This is a genomic window from Indolivaga capnocytophagoides DSM 22835 (assembly GCF_000426485.1).
In the GTDB taxonomy this organism is placed as follows: Bacteria; Bacteroidota; Bacteroidia; order Bacteroidales; family Dysgonomonadaceae; genus Dysgonomonas_A; species Dysgonomonas_A capnocytophagoides.
The window spans coordinates 80,153-95,283 of record NZ_AUFL01000020.1 but is presented as its reverse complement, the minus strand read 5'-3'; the positions used below and the strand labels follow the sequence as shown (position 1 = coordinate 95,283).

The window sequence follows — 15,131 nt, the reverse complement described above, 5'->3', positions numbered from 1 at the left end:
ATGCCCATTATAATAATTAGTTTCAGTTATCGTTTTGTTTCATCTGATCCTATTTACCCTGTGTTTATCATTCAATTTATAATGCTCGTCATCACTCTATTTATAGGAGACTCAATGGTTAGAAGATATAAGAAATGATCTTACTCAATTTTCACTATAGCATACTTTTTATTCACATCTAAGCCTTTATGACGTTGTAGATCATTCCATCTGTCTTTTGGAGAAACAGGGATTACATAAGGCGTTCTGTCACAATACATCGTTTCAGAAGAAGTATGACTGCCCACTACCTCTTTCCATTGTTCCTCTGATAGAGGGGTTATGCCGATCAGAGACTCTGCTCTACAATCCAAGTCAATGCGTTTATAGTTTGGATGGAAATAAGCAAGGCGAGTGTTATCATGAATAAGCAAAATATCCGTTGCATCACTCGGTACTTCGACCGCAAATACTTTTTCTGTTAGTTGTATCATGGCTCTGTTTTGATTATTTTGTTATTTTTGGAATATGAATTTTATATTAGACATACTTGCTCTATTATATGGTTGCCTTCTTTTTATTGGATGGTATATAGCACCTTTGGGATTACTTGTATGTATCATATCTCTACCCTTTTCTCTCTATTATAAAAAGAGAAAATATACAATTGCCCTTCTATCCATTTCTGCTATATTTATCCTTAGCCTTATAATTGCAAACTCATTCTCTATTTCTCAAGATTAGGTTTGAAATGTTCTTGGAGTTCGGAAAGAGTGGTTTTGTGGATAAAGGGTGAATTTCTGCCATGTTGCATGTTTCCGTATTCACATAATATCCAGTCCATACCATCAGTAAACCACTGCATATAATCGCTATCCTCTCTAATAGCCGTTACAGCTTTGAATAGTTCGGGGTTGCCAATGCAATTGACATAATCCGTAATATTCTCGATAGATGTAATATGAGCATCAGAGAACCAAGGTTCTTCACCATCTATTTTCGTGTACAAATAATCCCGATTTATTACAATCCACGCTTTGTACCCTAATCCCTCTAACCACTCCCTCATTTCTGGGGTGTTTTCGATAAATGCTGAATATTTGAATTTCATAAGATTATATTTTTATATTTGTTAAATGAATCGATTATTTGGATATATCATAGCTGATCTTTTAGGATTAAATGTCAGATATCTGATACTCAAACTTATTGGTAGACCTAAATCAAGAAAGTATTTAAAAGGAAACCCGAACAATCAACTAAGTGTTGCAGATCAATATCTTGTCAATTTCGCTACTGGCTTTCTTGTTTTAGAGATAATATTGGGCATCCTATTTAAAATAGCAAACTAAACGACCCTCTTTGCTTCTATATTCATATTATTTCTATCTTTGGGTAAACTGATTATTATGGGTGAATTATTCATTAATATTGTTTTCGGCTTTTGTAAGTATATTGGTTGTCAAGTCCGTTTACTTTTCTATCATGCTATAGGAAGCAATAAGCCGTACAGAAGAATATCTCACAAATCTTATTCAATATTTAATACTCTTATTGGATTAACTGTTGTTGCGAATGTTATTGCTGTAATAATTTACTTTATAGATAAATAATCCAATACTGCATCCAATACTATAAACTCCCCTCAATCGCCAATTTCAGATTCATATTAGCAGCATGCCAATCGAATGATTTGAGCATCCATTCCCTGTATTCTTTAGGGATATCCTTAAAACTTTCACCCTTATGCTTTCCGAATGGCATTGTTTCAAGAGGTTTGCCGATAGTAGAACTACTTTTCTGTGCTTCTTTCTCCGCATCGCCTTTCTTTACTGTACCGATCTCGTGTATAGGAATGCCGGAGAGAAGCCTACCATCAGTACCATACATCTTCCAGATTCGTTCCTTCTCGAATGTTATATCTTCCACTTTTCCGAATCGGTCTACATTGCCGGCTAGATCAGAGATTAAGCAATTCTCTTTTTCATCGTCGATACGCGTTCCTCTACCTAGTATCTGATAATACAGAGCAATAGAAGCTGTTGAGATACCGAGAATAATACAATCGATCTTAGTATAGTCAAAGCCTGTTGAGAGAACACGCACGTTGAATATGACACGGATATTACCTTTTCTGAATTCTGATATCACACGTTCACGTTCTGAATCGTGCATACCTGAGTAGATGGCTGCCGAATTTGGATATTCCTGTGAAAATTGGATCGCTTCATCTATCGATGGCACAAATGCCAGGATATGCTTTCGATCACTATTCACATCAAGCTCTTGTTTGATCTGATTATGTATGTCATTGGACGCAAAGGCTCGTTGCATACTATCTTCCGTAAACTCTGATTTCGAAGAGTTATAAACTAACTGAGAGCTATCAAATCCCGATGTTTTATAAACAAGCTTACTCCAGAACCCCAGTTCGATCATTTCCTGAACTTGGCTCACATGAACGATATCTTTAAAGAAATTCCCTTTCTTGGACCTACTTGTCAACATGGTTAGCTTTGAGAGCCGTTGACCGTCAAGACCTGTGTTTGCTTGTAGCTTGATAGGTGTTGCAGTAATACCGAGTACGTGTGATATCTCGCTATCTTCAAGAAAAGACCGAGCATCGAATCAGCTTCACGTGGGTAAAGGTGTGCTTCATCAATCAGCATTTTCTTAAAGCCTAGTTGTTTGAATGTTTTACCTATTTTCTTAATGCTGCCGATCGTTGCATAAGTGATCTTGTTGATATCCTTTCGTCCAAAAGAAGCCGAATAAACACCCGCCTGTGCCCCGAAATCACCACACAGAGAAACATATTTCTTATAGTTTTGTTCCAATAGCTCTTTCGAGGGTTGTATCACGAGAAGTTTATCTTCTATCTCATTTGCAACGAAAGCCGTAAGGATTGATTTACCCCAAGCAGTGGGTAATACGATCAGAGAAGGAGCCGGGCGTTTCTCCTTGAAAAACGCCGTTGCCTTGCTTATTGGTTCTACCTGATTTTTACGAAGTGTAATCATATCGTTTAATCTTCTACGGTTATTTTAGTAAGATCTTCGTCTGAATAGTAGACTAGATTTTCATCCGGCATAAAGACATCTACAATACTAAGCTCTTCGAGTTTCTTGAATGTGTTGTAGATACTATCAAACTCGTTTTGAGTCATAACTGCTTTGATGGCAGCCATTGCCTTATCGAAAGATGTTGCCTGTACCAGAACGTTTCTCGATCCTGCACTGCTTCCTTCCCCTTCATCCTCTCCATCATCGAATAGAGAATAGATTTGAGCTTTATACCAACAGATACGTTTCTTATTTAGCTTCAACTGCTCTTTCTCTGAATCGTATATCTTAATAACCTTTTGATAATCTTGCTCATTAATTTTAATAAGCTTGAATGTTGCTTCGAGATTTACCTCAAGATATTCCGATATAAATACTTCGGCAGCTGCAGGACTATCGGCTGTCACTATATAGCTTTTCTTATTCCCTTTTCCTGTCAGAATTTTCACGTCTGTTCCCCAGAGGTTAAGGTTTTTATCTTGCTGTCCAAGCAAAGGAATATTCGAAACTTTGACGGTTTTAATATCATTCTCGATAAGAAGCGATTTAAGAATATCATTTATCTGAGTACCTTTTCCACAAAGCGTCTCATATCGTTCTACTGTTGAGACATTTCCGGTATCTTCATTGAGAAAATCTTCATCCCAATACCGTTTTTCGGTTTGCATTAAATACCAGCCGTTGGCTTCTTCTACGGGTAATGTTTTCTTTTGTAATTCCATAATTTTAATATCCTGTTTTATTGATTCTTAATTGTTCTCTTTCGTATGATAGTATAGAGCGTAAAGCATCTACCTGATGAGTTGCAGCAGCGTTGAGACGATCCAGCCAATCATCCAAGTAGGCTTCTTCTTCCGCAATTGAATCTATCAATGTGTTTTGTACTTTAGCCGACAAACATTGCTCTTTGGCTATATTGATAATTGTATTGCTTATTTCGGAAGCTTTCTTGCGTCTCAGAGCTTTCTTTGCTTCTGCCAACATAAAAGCTGTACGGCTGATGTATGCCATAATAGCACGGATGCGTTCAAGTACTTCTTCGGGATTCTCGAAGCATTCGATATCGAGATACTCCTGTATTTGTTGCGCTTCTTGTAATAGGTTCATGTGATATGCCAATTTATGTTTTGAATCTCATTTTCTACATTTTCCAAAAACGTCATTATATTAGAAAATGCCGTCCATTTAGATAAAGCGACCAACTCTTTAACTGCTAGTGTAGCACATTCTTTGGCGTGCTTCATTATCTTGTCTCCTGTTTGAGCTGCACTGAAATTAAGGAACAAATCATTGTAGCGATGGAGCCCGAATATGAATTCACTAACTTTATATCGTATTCTCTGAAAACTATAGAGAAAACAAAAAAAGGGAAAACTGCCGATTGGTATCAGCTTTCTATCGATAACCTATGTTGGTTTTACGGTAGAAAAAAAATCGATATTCGAGATATTACAGTAATAGGTTTAATGAATATATGGAAAAGCTCACCAAAGATTGTACCATACTATATCATGGTAGAATCCAGTTCCTATTATAATAAGCTTATCATTTAAGAAAAAATAATAATAACTTTGACGGAAAATAAAACGATCCGTCTTGAAAGAAACCTCACTTATGATATATAAGAAAGTTTTGGAAAATAAGCTTGCTCGAAAGAAAGAAAAATTGGCGGAGATTGAAAAGCAGCTAGAAGACATGTCTTCTCCAACTGACAAAAGAAAATTCATAGAGCTTTAAGCTGTTGTTAATGAATTAGAGAACCGTATCGATATGGCGGATGCAATGGCAAAGATGGAGGAATAAAAATTATTTATTATTTCGAGAAACCTATAATATTCAAAGATTGAAAATATAAAAACTAAAAAAGATGATACCCTTTAATTGTATTTTACTTTTTTATTTTGTTGCATTTACAAGTTATATGAATGCTTCCTCTCCCAACGATTTGATTCCTATACATGACACTTTCAGTATAAAGTCTGAGATAATAGGTGAAAATCGAGTGATTAATGTTTGGACTCCTAATGATTATAATATAAACTCAGATTCTTTACCGGTGATGTATATGGCAGATGGTGGAATTGAAGAAGATTTTCCCCATTTAGCGAATACTTTAGATGAATTAATTAAACAAAAAAAGATCAAACCACTAATTCTTGTAGGTATAGAGAATACTCAAAGAAGAAGAGATCTAACAGGTTTTACAGAAGTTGAAGAAGATAAGGAAATTGCACCTATTGTAGGCGGTTCTGATAAATTCAGAATATTTATAAAAGAAGAATTATTTCCTGAAATAGATAGCCGATATAGAACGACTGATAAAAGAAGCATTATTGGAGAATCTCTGTCTGGTCTTTTTGTTTTGGAGACATGTTTTCAGGCTCCAGACATGTTTGATAATTATATTGCATTTGATCCATCATTATGGTGGAATAATAATTATTTAATAACAACTGCCAAGAAAAATCTAAAGACATTTCCTTTAAGCGAAAAACGAATATGGTTCGCGGGTTCTAATACAACGGAAATCTCTGACTTAACTAAAAAATTAGCAGAGATATTAAAAACTGAAAGCAAAGCAACTCTAAGATGGTATTATTCTGACGAGCCTCAAGAAACACACGCCACTATTTTTCGAGCAACAAAAGAAAAGGCTCTAATTTGGGCTTTTGAATAAGGTTAACTACATCCGAATTTTTATATGTGATAAAAAAAGCTATTCCTTTAATTAATTTGAGGAGTCTTAATAGTAAAGAGGAGCTAATAAAGCTAGATTATCTTTTGGGACTTTATGAAGAAAGTCGGCATATTTATAATTTGGTAATTCGCTACGTGAAAGCATTAGTACTCTATGTGGAGTTTCTTTTTGTTGAGCAAACATTGTTAAAGGTATTGTAAAAAGCATAAACAAAATTATATTCAGATTAATTAATGCCTATATTTGTTATAGGTATCCATTAGGTAAATTATTTCTAATATACTCTGATCATATTGGAAACCGAAATCTAAATTGTACCATCATCTCCGTTTTCTTCTTTTACAAGAATCAAATAACGATCCTTCTGTCTAATCGCCAGTAACTCCTCACCCACCTTTCTCATCTTGAAGATCCGAGTAATGCTGTATTGCAAAATCAAGCTCTTCTGCTTTTCTCTCCACGAAGGTTTGAATGTCTTTATTCATTTTTTTTGATTATTTAAATAATATACTTACATTTAACAACCTATATTTAACACCTTAAATATTTACATATGAATAATTTATTACGCACAGCCTCGATACTCTTATCTTTAGGTGTTTTAATTTGTTTATCATCTGTTAGCTATATGATAAGTCATATGTATATTGCCGATAATATCATTATGCCTTGGTCTGTATCGATGGCTATTGGAGTAATTCTCATTTTCCTATCTTTGTTGATCAAATTGTTTACAAATACTCGACACAATCCCAAAACCTGAGCTTGCCTTACATGAAAAATCTCTTGTTTAATAAAATAATGGCAGTATTGGCTTCATTGCTTATATGCTTTAACTTTTGGAATTACTTTTCCAACAATAGTTCCCTTAAATCATTTATTATATCAAGTTTAGCGATGTCTTTTATTATTATAGGTCAATTAATTCCAATTATAAGACACAGAAAGAAAAAGAGCTAACTTGAATGGAATTATTCTATATTATTTTTAATAGACTTTCTCCTTTGGTTCTTTATTAGTCTATGAATTATTAAAAATAATTACTCTGAAACAATAGCTATTGTTGTAATCGGAATACCCATCATTATAACACATATTATACTTACAATTTGTGGCTATGTAAACAGAAATAAATATCTCCATCTTTTTATTTTAACTATCACAATAATCTTAATAAGTTATTCGTTTACATTCTCTAATTGCAGATTTTAAGTATCTCTCATGCGTATCGCTTTGCTTTTTCTTCTATATTCCTATTTTTCTATCTTTAGGTGAAACTTAAATATATGATTACTAAAGATCAAATAGCTATCTTCTTAAAATATCTAGAGACGGTGATGGTTTTGCTAGTGAAAATGATATCTCATTTTTCAAACTCAATCCAATATCACTCACAGAATGATATAGTCACACAAGTTCCCTTTTTGTCCTCTGACTCAATATTATACTTTATGCTACATTTCTCTAATATGCGCAAGGCTATCGACAATCCGATACCACACCCTTGCATCCGTCCAGTATTATTGGCCCGATAAAAAGGTTTACTGATATTTTCCAATTCTTCACGGGGAATCCCAATACCTCTATCCTTAATCAAAATATGAAGGCAATCCCCATTATTGTACAATGTAATATCTACCGTTTCGCCTTGTGAATATTTCACGCCGTTTTCGATGATATTAAACAAAGCCATCAATAATTGAGTACGGTCTTCTTTTACGACTAACAAATTTTCATTTTCGGGAAGAACTTCAACCCTTACATTGATTTTACTTCCTGCATGGGAGTAAGATATCCGCTCTATTATTTTCCATATAAGATCATCTATCCTTATAGTACTATTTATATCAGAACTTTTACGTAAATCAGAAATGATAATCAGCGTATTCAGAATTTCTTCCAACTGGTGTATCTGTACAATTAATGTTCCTGCTAATGCTGAATATTCATCAGGACTTCGCTCTTTTAGTGAAAACACTTCGAGATTTCCCAGCATAGCAGCCAGAGGTGTTTTAAACTCATGGGATACATAGTTTACAAAATTCTTCTGAATGACAAAAGTTTCCGATATTTGTCTCAACAGATGATTGAAAGTATCAGTAAGCTCTTGTAGTTCGTCATCCGTATGAGGTGATTCTATCTGCATTCCCGATTTATCGGGGGATATATTTTTTACTTGTTCAATGACATTACTGAATGGTTTGTACGCGATACGGGCTAACCATTTACTCAGGAAGATAACAGCAATAAGGCCAACAAGCAAAGCAGAAATCAATATCCATAGAAGAATAATCAGCTGGCTGTTTAGCAGGCTTTTGGTTTCTTTGGTTATTATAACAAAATCACCCTGATTATCTTCATAAAAGATTCCGTGACAATATTCAGTTTCTGTAGTAAAATCGAGTTTTTTTTCTCTCTCTATAACTTTTAATATCTCAGGATCAACATGCTTTCGTTTATTTCCATATGCTAACTTTCCCGATTTATGATAAACCTGATAAGACACCCCTGAGACCATTTCCTCAAATTGCTTCTGAACCTTTTCAAATTCCCTAACATTCAGCTCATCTTCTTCCAGATGAAACAAGGCTACTATATAGGCTGTTTTTCGTAAATTTTTGTACGTTTCTTTCTTTATATTTTCGTAATACAACATATAGATAAGCACCGATATGATAATAAAGACCACACCGAATGCAATAGAACTATATAAACTCTGACGTTCCTGAATTTTCATCTACATTATAAAAAGGTTACAAAGGTTACAAGATCAGTGAACGATTATTGATTCAGCATTTTCTGAAAAAGGTAACAAAAGTTACACTCTTTATGTATGTTTTTACCAGTTACCTTTTTCGCTGTTTTCAAATTGGCAAGTTTTCTCATCGGCATATTCACCTATTATTTTATATATAGATAAAATTGAAATATAATCCCTATAATCTATTGTCCTGTGTCCTGATCAGGTATCCCCGCCCTTTTACCGTCTGGATAAGTTTATTCAGGGATTCAGCATCGACTTTGTTTCTCAGATACGATATATATACATCTACAACATTGGTATTCGAATCGTAATTTATCCCCCACACCGTATCGAGTATCTGAGAGCGGGACAAGACTTTATTTTTATTTTCCATCAATAACTGTAACAACTTAAACTCCTGCAAGGTCAGTTTGATCTCTTTTCCGTCCCGTTCTACAATGTGTCGGTCGGTATATAATTTCAGATCATCACAAACCAAAGCATTTTCCTGTACTTCGTTATTAAATTTAAATCGGCGCGTCAAAGCATTGATACGAGCTACAAGCTCTTTAAAATGAAAAGGTTTAGGCAGATAATCATCTGCACCATAGTCTAACGCTTTTACTTTATCTTCAATTTCACCTAATGCACTCACAACTAATATGGGTGTATTTATTTTCTTGTAACGGGTATACTGTAAAAGTTCGATTCCATCGATATCAGGAAGCATAATATCAAGAAGAATCAGATCCCATTCCCGCTGGGAAATAAGACCGCGCGCATCCTCTCCGTTTTCAGAGAGGACAACCGAGAAGCCGCTTTCTTCAAGACCTTTTACCATAAAATCACTGATGCGGCGATTATCTTCTATCAACAATAACTCCATAACACGAGGTCTCAGACCTATTTGTTTACCATAGTAAATACATCATTAAACTTAGTAAGTTAGTAACTTATTATACGGTAAAGTAATAAAAAAAATATGGAACCTTACTTTTCTTTCAAACGTTTATCTCTTCTGTATGCAAAATAGAACACCTGAGGCAATACAGTAAATGACAGTATCATATTGATAGCAATACCTCCGACAATCATAATCGCTAATGGTTTTTGGATTTCAGAACCCATTCCATGCGAAAGAGCAGCCGGCAGCAGCCCCATAGATCCCATTAATGCAATCATTAATACCGGACGAAGGCGCTCTTTTACTGCCTCATCAATTGCGAGCCTTAAGTTATGCGATTTCTGCATTTTTAATTTCATTAAAGTTATTAATAAAATACTGTCAATGGCTGTTATACCGAATAGAATGATAAACCCGATACCTGCCGAAATTCCAAAAATCGTATTGGTAACCCAAAGGGAGATAAATCCTCCGATAAAGGCATAAGGCATTGCACTGGCCGCAATCAAGGTATCTTTTACCGTACCAAAATTGAGATATAATAAAAACAATATCAGAAGGATAACTGTCGGTATAATCACCACCAGACGCTCAGTTGCACGCTGCTGGCTTTCGAACTCACCTGCCCAAACCATTTTATTTTCGGGAGCGAGTTTTATTTGGTCTGCTACCTTTTTCCGGGCTTCTTTTATTGTAGAACCCAGATCCCTGTCACGAATACTAAATCCAATACCAACATAACGACTACTTCCATCCCTGTAAACAAATGTCGGTCCTGTGATAAATGAAATATCGGCTATTTCTTTTAGCGGAACATATTTTCCATCCATGGTAGGGATAAGGATATTTCCTATTTTATCTTCATTATCCCTGTATTCTTTCTGAAAACGCAGTTGTACATCAAAGATGCGTTCGCCTTCATAAAAGCGGGTAGCAGCTTTACCGCCGATAGCCATTTCAATAACAGTCTGGGCTGCTTCCATTGATACAGCATAGCGTGCCATCTGCGATTCTTCGAGTTTTATCTGAAGTTCGGGTAACCCGATGCTTCGGAATACATTTACATCTTCAATACCCTTAATATCTTTAATTACTGAGGCTGTAGAATCTGCCAATCGTTCAAGCTGATATAAATCGTCTCCATAGATTTTTATAACAAGAGAGCTCTTGACTCCTGCTACATATTCTTCCACATTGTCCTGAATAGGCTGGCTGAAACCGAAAATCACACCGGGGTATATATCCAATGAATCTTGAATCTGCTGAATGAGATCATCTTTCTTTATTTTCCGCTTCCACTCATTTTCGGGTTTCAGTTCAGCATGAAATTCAATATTAAAAAAACCTGTGGCATCGGTTCCGTCATTCGGACGCCCCGTTTGAGATAAAACAAATTTCACTTCATCGAACTTACGGAGCTTTGTCTTCATTTGCTGAGTAATTTTGACCGATTCATCGAGATTTACGCTATTAGGCAATGTTGCCCTTATGTAAATAGCACCTTCGTTCATATTCGGAATGAATTCAGTCCCCCAGAACATAAAACGAACCACGCAAAGTAAAAGGATACCACAAAAAGCAATAATAGTTCCTTTTCTATAATGGGAGCTGAACTCAAAAATTTTATATTGAACACGGATGAAGAAACGACTGATAAAATTAGTTTTATCCTTCACTGGTTTCTTCAACAATACTTTACACATAACAGGTACATATGTCAGAGACAATATAAGAGAGCCTAATAAAGCATATCCAAGTGTAAAGGCCAAAGGAGAAAACATTTTTCCCTCGACTTTCTGAAAAGAAAAAATCGGAAATAGAGCAACCATCAATATGATCTGAGCAAAGAATATACTGGATGCAACACTACCTGCACTCTTTTTTATCAGCCCACTTTTGATCGTACCGGTGAATCTTTCACCCAGATAATGGCTGCGTTTTTCCATCGCCACAAATATTATCTCGACAATAACTAAAGTTCCTTCAAGCAGTAACCCAAAGTCGAGCGCACCCATCGATATCAGATTAGCAGGCAGCCCCTGAATACGCAGCATAATAACAGCAAATAAGAAAGACAGAGGAATCACTGTTGCCACAATAAGAGTTGTACGCCAGTTGAAAAGAAAAATAAATACAACAAACGAAACAAGTAAAATTCCTTCCGCCAGATTTCTCACAACAGTATGTACTGTAGTATCAACCAATGTAGTCCGATCCAGAAATGGCACAATCTTCACACCGGCAGGAAGTATGCGCCCGTTCAACTCCTCTATCTTTGCTTTTACATTTTTAATAACCTCGCCCGGATTTTGTCCGCGAAGCATTACAACTATCCCCTGTACAACATCGTTCTGATCGTCGAGCCCGACCTGCCCCAATCGGGGCTTGGATGATACATCTACCGTTGCCACCTGCTTCACCCGTATAGGTGTACCTCCTCTTGTCTCTATCAATATATTTTCTATATCGGCGATACTCTCCAACAGCCCTATTCCACGTACAACAAATGCCTGACTGCCTTTTTGTATAATATCTCCGCCGACATTGATATTGCTCTTCGATACCGCTTCGTAAACATCTAGCGGCGATAATCCATAATTAGCCAGTTCTACGGGATTTACCTTTATTTCATACATTTTTTCTTCTCCCCCGAAACTGTTGATGCTGGCAACACCCGGAACCGATAATAATTCGCGTTCGACAACCCATTCGTTCAAGGCTGTAACCTCACGAATCGGCAGATCGCTTTTAATGATGTATCTATAAATTTCACCGGTAGCTCCCGAAGGCGGCTCGATAGATGGATCAGCTCCTTCGGGCAAATCCAGATCCTGCATTCTGTTAGACGAGTATTGCTGGGCAAAAAAGTCATCAACTCCATCTTCAAAAATAACAGTAACAACGGATAATCCGAATAAAGATGTAGAACGCACATCAGTCTTACGGGGGATGGTATTCATTTCCCGCATAATAGGCAAAGTCACGAATTTTTCGACTTCCTCGGCGCTTCGCCCCGGCCATTGGGTTATAATCCTCACACGGGTATTGGTCACATCAGGGTAAGCCTCGATGGGAGTATTTATATAGCATACAACTCCGGCTACAAATAATATTGCAGTCAAAAAAAGAATAAGGATATGATTGCGAAGGGCAAAAGCTATTATTTTCTCTACAAATTTATGCATGGTTCTATCTTACGGTAAATATTTTTAGTTTATAACAGACTTTGGCGGATTTACTTACTAAAGCAGCAAAAAGGTCTGCAACCCTCAGTTGCCTTTCAATCCTGAAAAAATTAACAGCTGATTTCGGATGACCACATTCTCGCCTTCTGCCACTCCTGATGAAATGTAAGATGTCTTATTATTATGCCCCTGTAAAGTCACTTCTTTATATACAAACTTACCTTCGGCTTCCTCCACTACAACAAAGTATTTATTATCATCAAAGATCAATGCATCTGACGGCAAGGCAATACATTTGATCTGTGTCTCATTTTTCAGCTTCACCACAACCGACATTTCAGGTTTGAATTTCAAATCCTTATTCTGCATAACAATACGTGCCTTAAGTACTTTTTCCTCAGAATCGAATATCTGGGGAACCGAACTTATTTTACCATAAAATACTTCTCCGGGATAAGACATTGACGTTATTTCAACATCCATTCCTTCATGTACAAATTGTAAATTACCTGCATATACATTAGCTACAATCCAGACACTGCTCAAGTCTGCAATCGTGAAAAGAGGATCACTTCCCTCTGATACTGTAGTTCCGGAAGAAACATTTTTAGCTGTTACATATCCCGAAATAGGAGCCTTTATTGAAAAAGAACCATTGGAATTTCGTATACCATAGACTGAAGCATCAGCTTTTACTTTACCTAATGCCGCCTGAGCCTGTTTTAGTTTACCTTGAGCCTCCATTAATTCTTTTTCAGACAGCATACCGTCATTATACATGCTTTGAGCCGTTTTTAATTCACGTTCCGCCAATTTTACATCAGCTTCCAAAGAGATATTCTCCGAATGAATCGAGCTGAGCTCCGTACTTCTCATATCGAGCATACCTTGTCCACATTGTACTTTATCTCCTAGCGAAAAATAAGTACGGTCTACAACTCCATTCATCAAAGGAGCATAATTTATCATTTTATCAGGATCGCATTCTACCTTTCCGGCCAGTGTTAGTTCTTGGTCTTGAGTGCTTAGTGCTGCAGGTATGGTCTTTACATCTTTTAAGAAAGCTTCTTTAGCCTGTTCGGGCTGCTGGGTTTTATTATCCTCCTTTTGAGCACACGAAATAAGAAGATAGGGAATTAAGACAAATGCTGCTATGTATTTCTTTATCATAATAGTTATTTTTTCAGTTCTGTACCAACGACATATTGCAGGTCTTCAAATTGAAGTTTCATTTTCTTCTCCGCCGCTAAGACTGTTTGTTTATTACTTTTATATGCATCCATGAAATCAATAAATTCGACCATGCTTATATTCTTATTTATCAAATTTCGGGTATAGATATCCAGCATATTATCGAGGTCGGATAAAAGTTCGTTTTTGTTTATTTTCTGGTAGAATAGATATGCCTGACTATAGTTATTGTATGCTTCAACAACCTCATGGCCGGTCTCATTGATCTGTAATTTTTCCATATATAAGTTCTGATCTCTGGCGATACCGGCAGCCTTTATCGTTCCTTGATTTCTGTTCAGAAAAGGAAGATCGAAGCTTATGCCGAAACCTACAAAATCTTTCCATACTCCGCCAAAACGATCATAATTTGCACTAAGAGTTATGTCAGGCACACGCTGAGCTTTTTCATAGGCCAACGATTTTTCGAAATACTTGGTCTGTAATTTATTTATTTTCAGCTCTGGACGGTTTTCTATTGACTGAGACAGAAGGTGCGCCAGAATCAACGAATCAGGATCAATCCCTCCTGAAGATATTTCTTCTACTTCAATATTGATCAAAGGATCAATTGATAATAAAGATTTCAGAGTCTTAATTTTTCCATTCAGGTCTTCGTTGTTCTCATTAATCTCATTTTCCAATTCGAGTAAAGACGATTGCAACCTAAACAGCTCCGATTTAGCAATATTGCCTTGAGCAACCTGCTTCCGATACGACTCTATGAGCTGATCTAAGGAATACTGCTGCTTTTGTAATACCGCCTGATAATTCTGACAGTAAATGATCTCATCTATAGATTTTCGGAGTTCACTTTTGAGACCTCTCAAAACTGTTTCGAATTCTTGTACGGCTATTTCTTTCGATATTTTATCCCGAGCAACAAGTTTTCCTCTCTTATTTGCAGTTTGTATCAGTTGACTGAGCTCAACCGAAAATTGTGTGTGTTTGCCGAAATTACCAAACAGAGGGGAACTTAATTCCGGATTGCCGTCCCGCTGACTTTTTGTACTCCACAAATTAATGCCACTGACAGACAAATTAGGGTTGTCCCATAATTTGGCCTGTACTATTTCGGCGTCGGCAATGTCAATATTCATTTGTTCCGCTATCAGTTTCAGATTCTGTTTCAAGAACAAAGATTCTATATCAGAAGGCGTTAACCTCAGAAAATTCTGACCTTGAACAGTAAAAACGGATATAAACAATATGAAAGCTAAACCTGACCAATACTTCTTCATCCTCCAATAATATATTTTCGGACAAATGTATTTCCTAAACATTAAATGTAATTTAGACCTACATTAGAAGTAAATTAGAATTTTATCAA

14 protein-coding genes are annotated in these 15,131 nt (G+C 36.2%); 3 read left to right on the top strand and 11 right to left on the bottom strand.

Annotated elements, in window-relative coordinates:
* Window positions 1–140: 140 nt before the first annotated feature.
* The 6 genes from K322_RS0111925 to K322_RS0111895 all read right to left on the bottom strand — a co-directional run bounded on the left by K322_RS0111925 (window position 141) and on the right by K322_RS0111895 (window position 4,148).
* Window positions 141–473 carry a hypothetical protein gene (locus K322_RS0111925; RefSeq protein WP_026627098.1) on the bottom strand — a complete coding sequence of 111 codons (333 nt, stop codon included), beginning with the start codon at window positions 471–473 and terminating at the stop codon, window positions 141–143.
* A 233-nt stretch (window positions 474–706) separates the two neighbouring features.
* Window positions 707–1,090, bottom strand: a complete 384-nt coding sequence (locus K322_RS19300; RefSeq protein ID WP_051290771.1) for a hypothetical protein — start codon at window positions 1,088–1,090, stop codon at window positions 707–709.
* Window positions 1,091–1,611: 521 nt separating this feature from the next.
* Window positions 1,612–2,436: a putative quorum-sensing-regulated virulence factor gene (locus K322_RS21225; protein WP_260203806.1), complete on the bottom strand. Its 825-nt coding sequence runs from the start codon at window positions 2,434–2,436 to the stop codon at window positions 1,612–1,614.
* A gap of 53 nt (window positions 2,437–2,489) precedes the next feature.
* Window positions 2,490–2,999: a DEAD/DEAH box helicase family protein gene (locus tag K322_RS21220; protein ID WP_260203805.1), complete on the bottom strand. Its 510-nt coding sequence runs from the start codon at window positions 2,997–2,999 to the stop codon at window positions 2,490–2,492.
* A 5-nt stretch (window positions 3,000–3,004) separates the two neighbouring features.
* A complete protein-coding gene (locus tag K322_RS0111900) occupies window positions 3,005–3,763 on the bottom strand; it encodes a DUF4494 family protein (protein WP_026627095.1) in 759 nt (252 codons plus the stop codon).
* A 4-nt stretch (window positions 3,764–3,767) separates the two neighbouring features.
* Entirely contained in the window at window positions 3,768–4,148 is a 381-nt protein-coding gene (locus K322_RS0111895; protein WP_026627094.1) for a hypothetical protein, read from the bottom strand.
* Between the two features lie 152 nt (window positions 4,149–4,300).
* Between K322_RS0111895 and K322_RS21080 the strand changes: the two genes are divergently transcribed.
* The 3 genes from K322_RS21080 to K322_RS20860 all read left to right on the top strand — a co-directional run bounded on the left by K322_RS21080 (window position 4,301) and on the right by K322_RS20860 (window position 6,502).
* Window positions 4,301–4,594, top strand: coding sequence for a hypothetical protein (locus tag K322_RS21080; protein WP_221407010.1), 294 nt, complete (start codon window positions 4,301–4,303; stop codon window positions 4,592–4,594).
* Window positions 4,595–4,908: 314 nt separating this feature from the next.
* Window positions 4,909–5,718, top strand: a complete 810-nt coding sequence (locus K322_RS0111875; RefSeq protein WP_026627092.1) for an alpha/beta hydrolase — start codon at window positions 4,909–4,911, stop codon at window positions 5,716–5,718.
* A 574-nt stretch (window positions 5,719–6,292) separates the two neighbouring features.
* Entirely contained in the window at window positions 6,293–6,502 is a 210-nt protein-coding gene (locus K322_RS20860) for a hypothetical protein (protein ID WP_157279443.1), read from the top strand.
* 624 nt (window positions 6,503–7,126) lie between these two features.
* Here K322_RS20860 and K322_RS0111855 read toward each other — a convergent pair.
* From K322_RS0111855 to K322_RS0111835, 5 genes are all read right to left on the bottom strand, one after another.
* The gene (locus tag K322_RS0111855; protein ID WP_026627091.1) at window positions 7,127–8,476 is read right to left on the bottom strand and encodes a sensor histidine kinase; all 1,350 of its coding nucleotides are present in this window, start codon (window positions 8,474–8,476) and stop codon (window positions 7,127–7,129) included.
* Window positions 8,477–8,675: 199 nt separating this feature from the next.
* Window positions 8,676–9,368 carry a response regulator transcription factor gene (locus tag K322_RS0111850; RefSeq protein ID WP_026627090.1) on the bottom strand — a complete coding sequence of 231 codons (693 nt, stop codon included), beginning with the start codon at window positions 9,366–9,368 and terminating at the stop codon, window positions 8,676–8,678.
* A gap of 104 nt (window positions 9,369–9,472) precedes the next feature.
* Window positions 9,473–12,571, bottom strand: a complete 3,099-nt coding sequence (locus K322_RS0111845) for an efflux RND transporter permease subunit (RefSeq protein ID WP_026627089.1) — start codon at window positions 12,569–12,571, stop codon at window positions 9,473–9,475.
* A gap of 84 nt (window positions 12,572–12,655) precedes the next feature.
* Complete coding sequence (locus tag K322_RS0111840) at window positions 12,656–13,741, bottom strand: efflux RND transporter periplasmic adaptor subunit (RefSeq protein WP_026627088.1); 1,086 nt, start codon at window positions 13,739–13,741, stop codon at window positions 12,656–12,658.
* A gap of 5 nt (window positions 13,742–13,746) precedes the next feature.
* Window positions 13,747–15,042 (bottom strand): TolC family protein, encoded by a 1,296-nt coding sequence (locus K322_RS0111835; protein WP_026627087.1) that lies wholly within the window; start codon window positions 15,040–15,042, stop codon window positions 13,747–13,749.
* Window positions 15,043–15,131 lie beyond the last annotated feature (89 nt).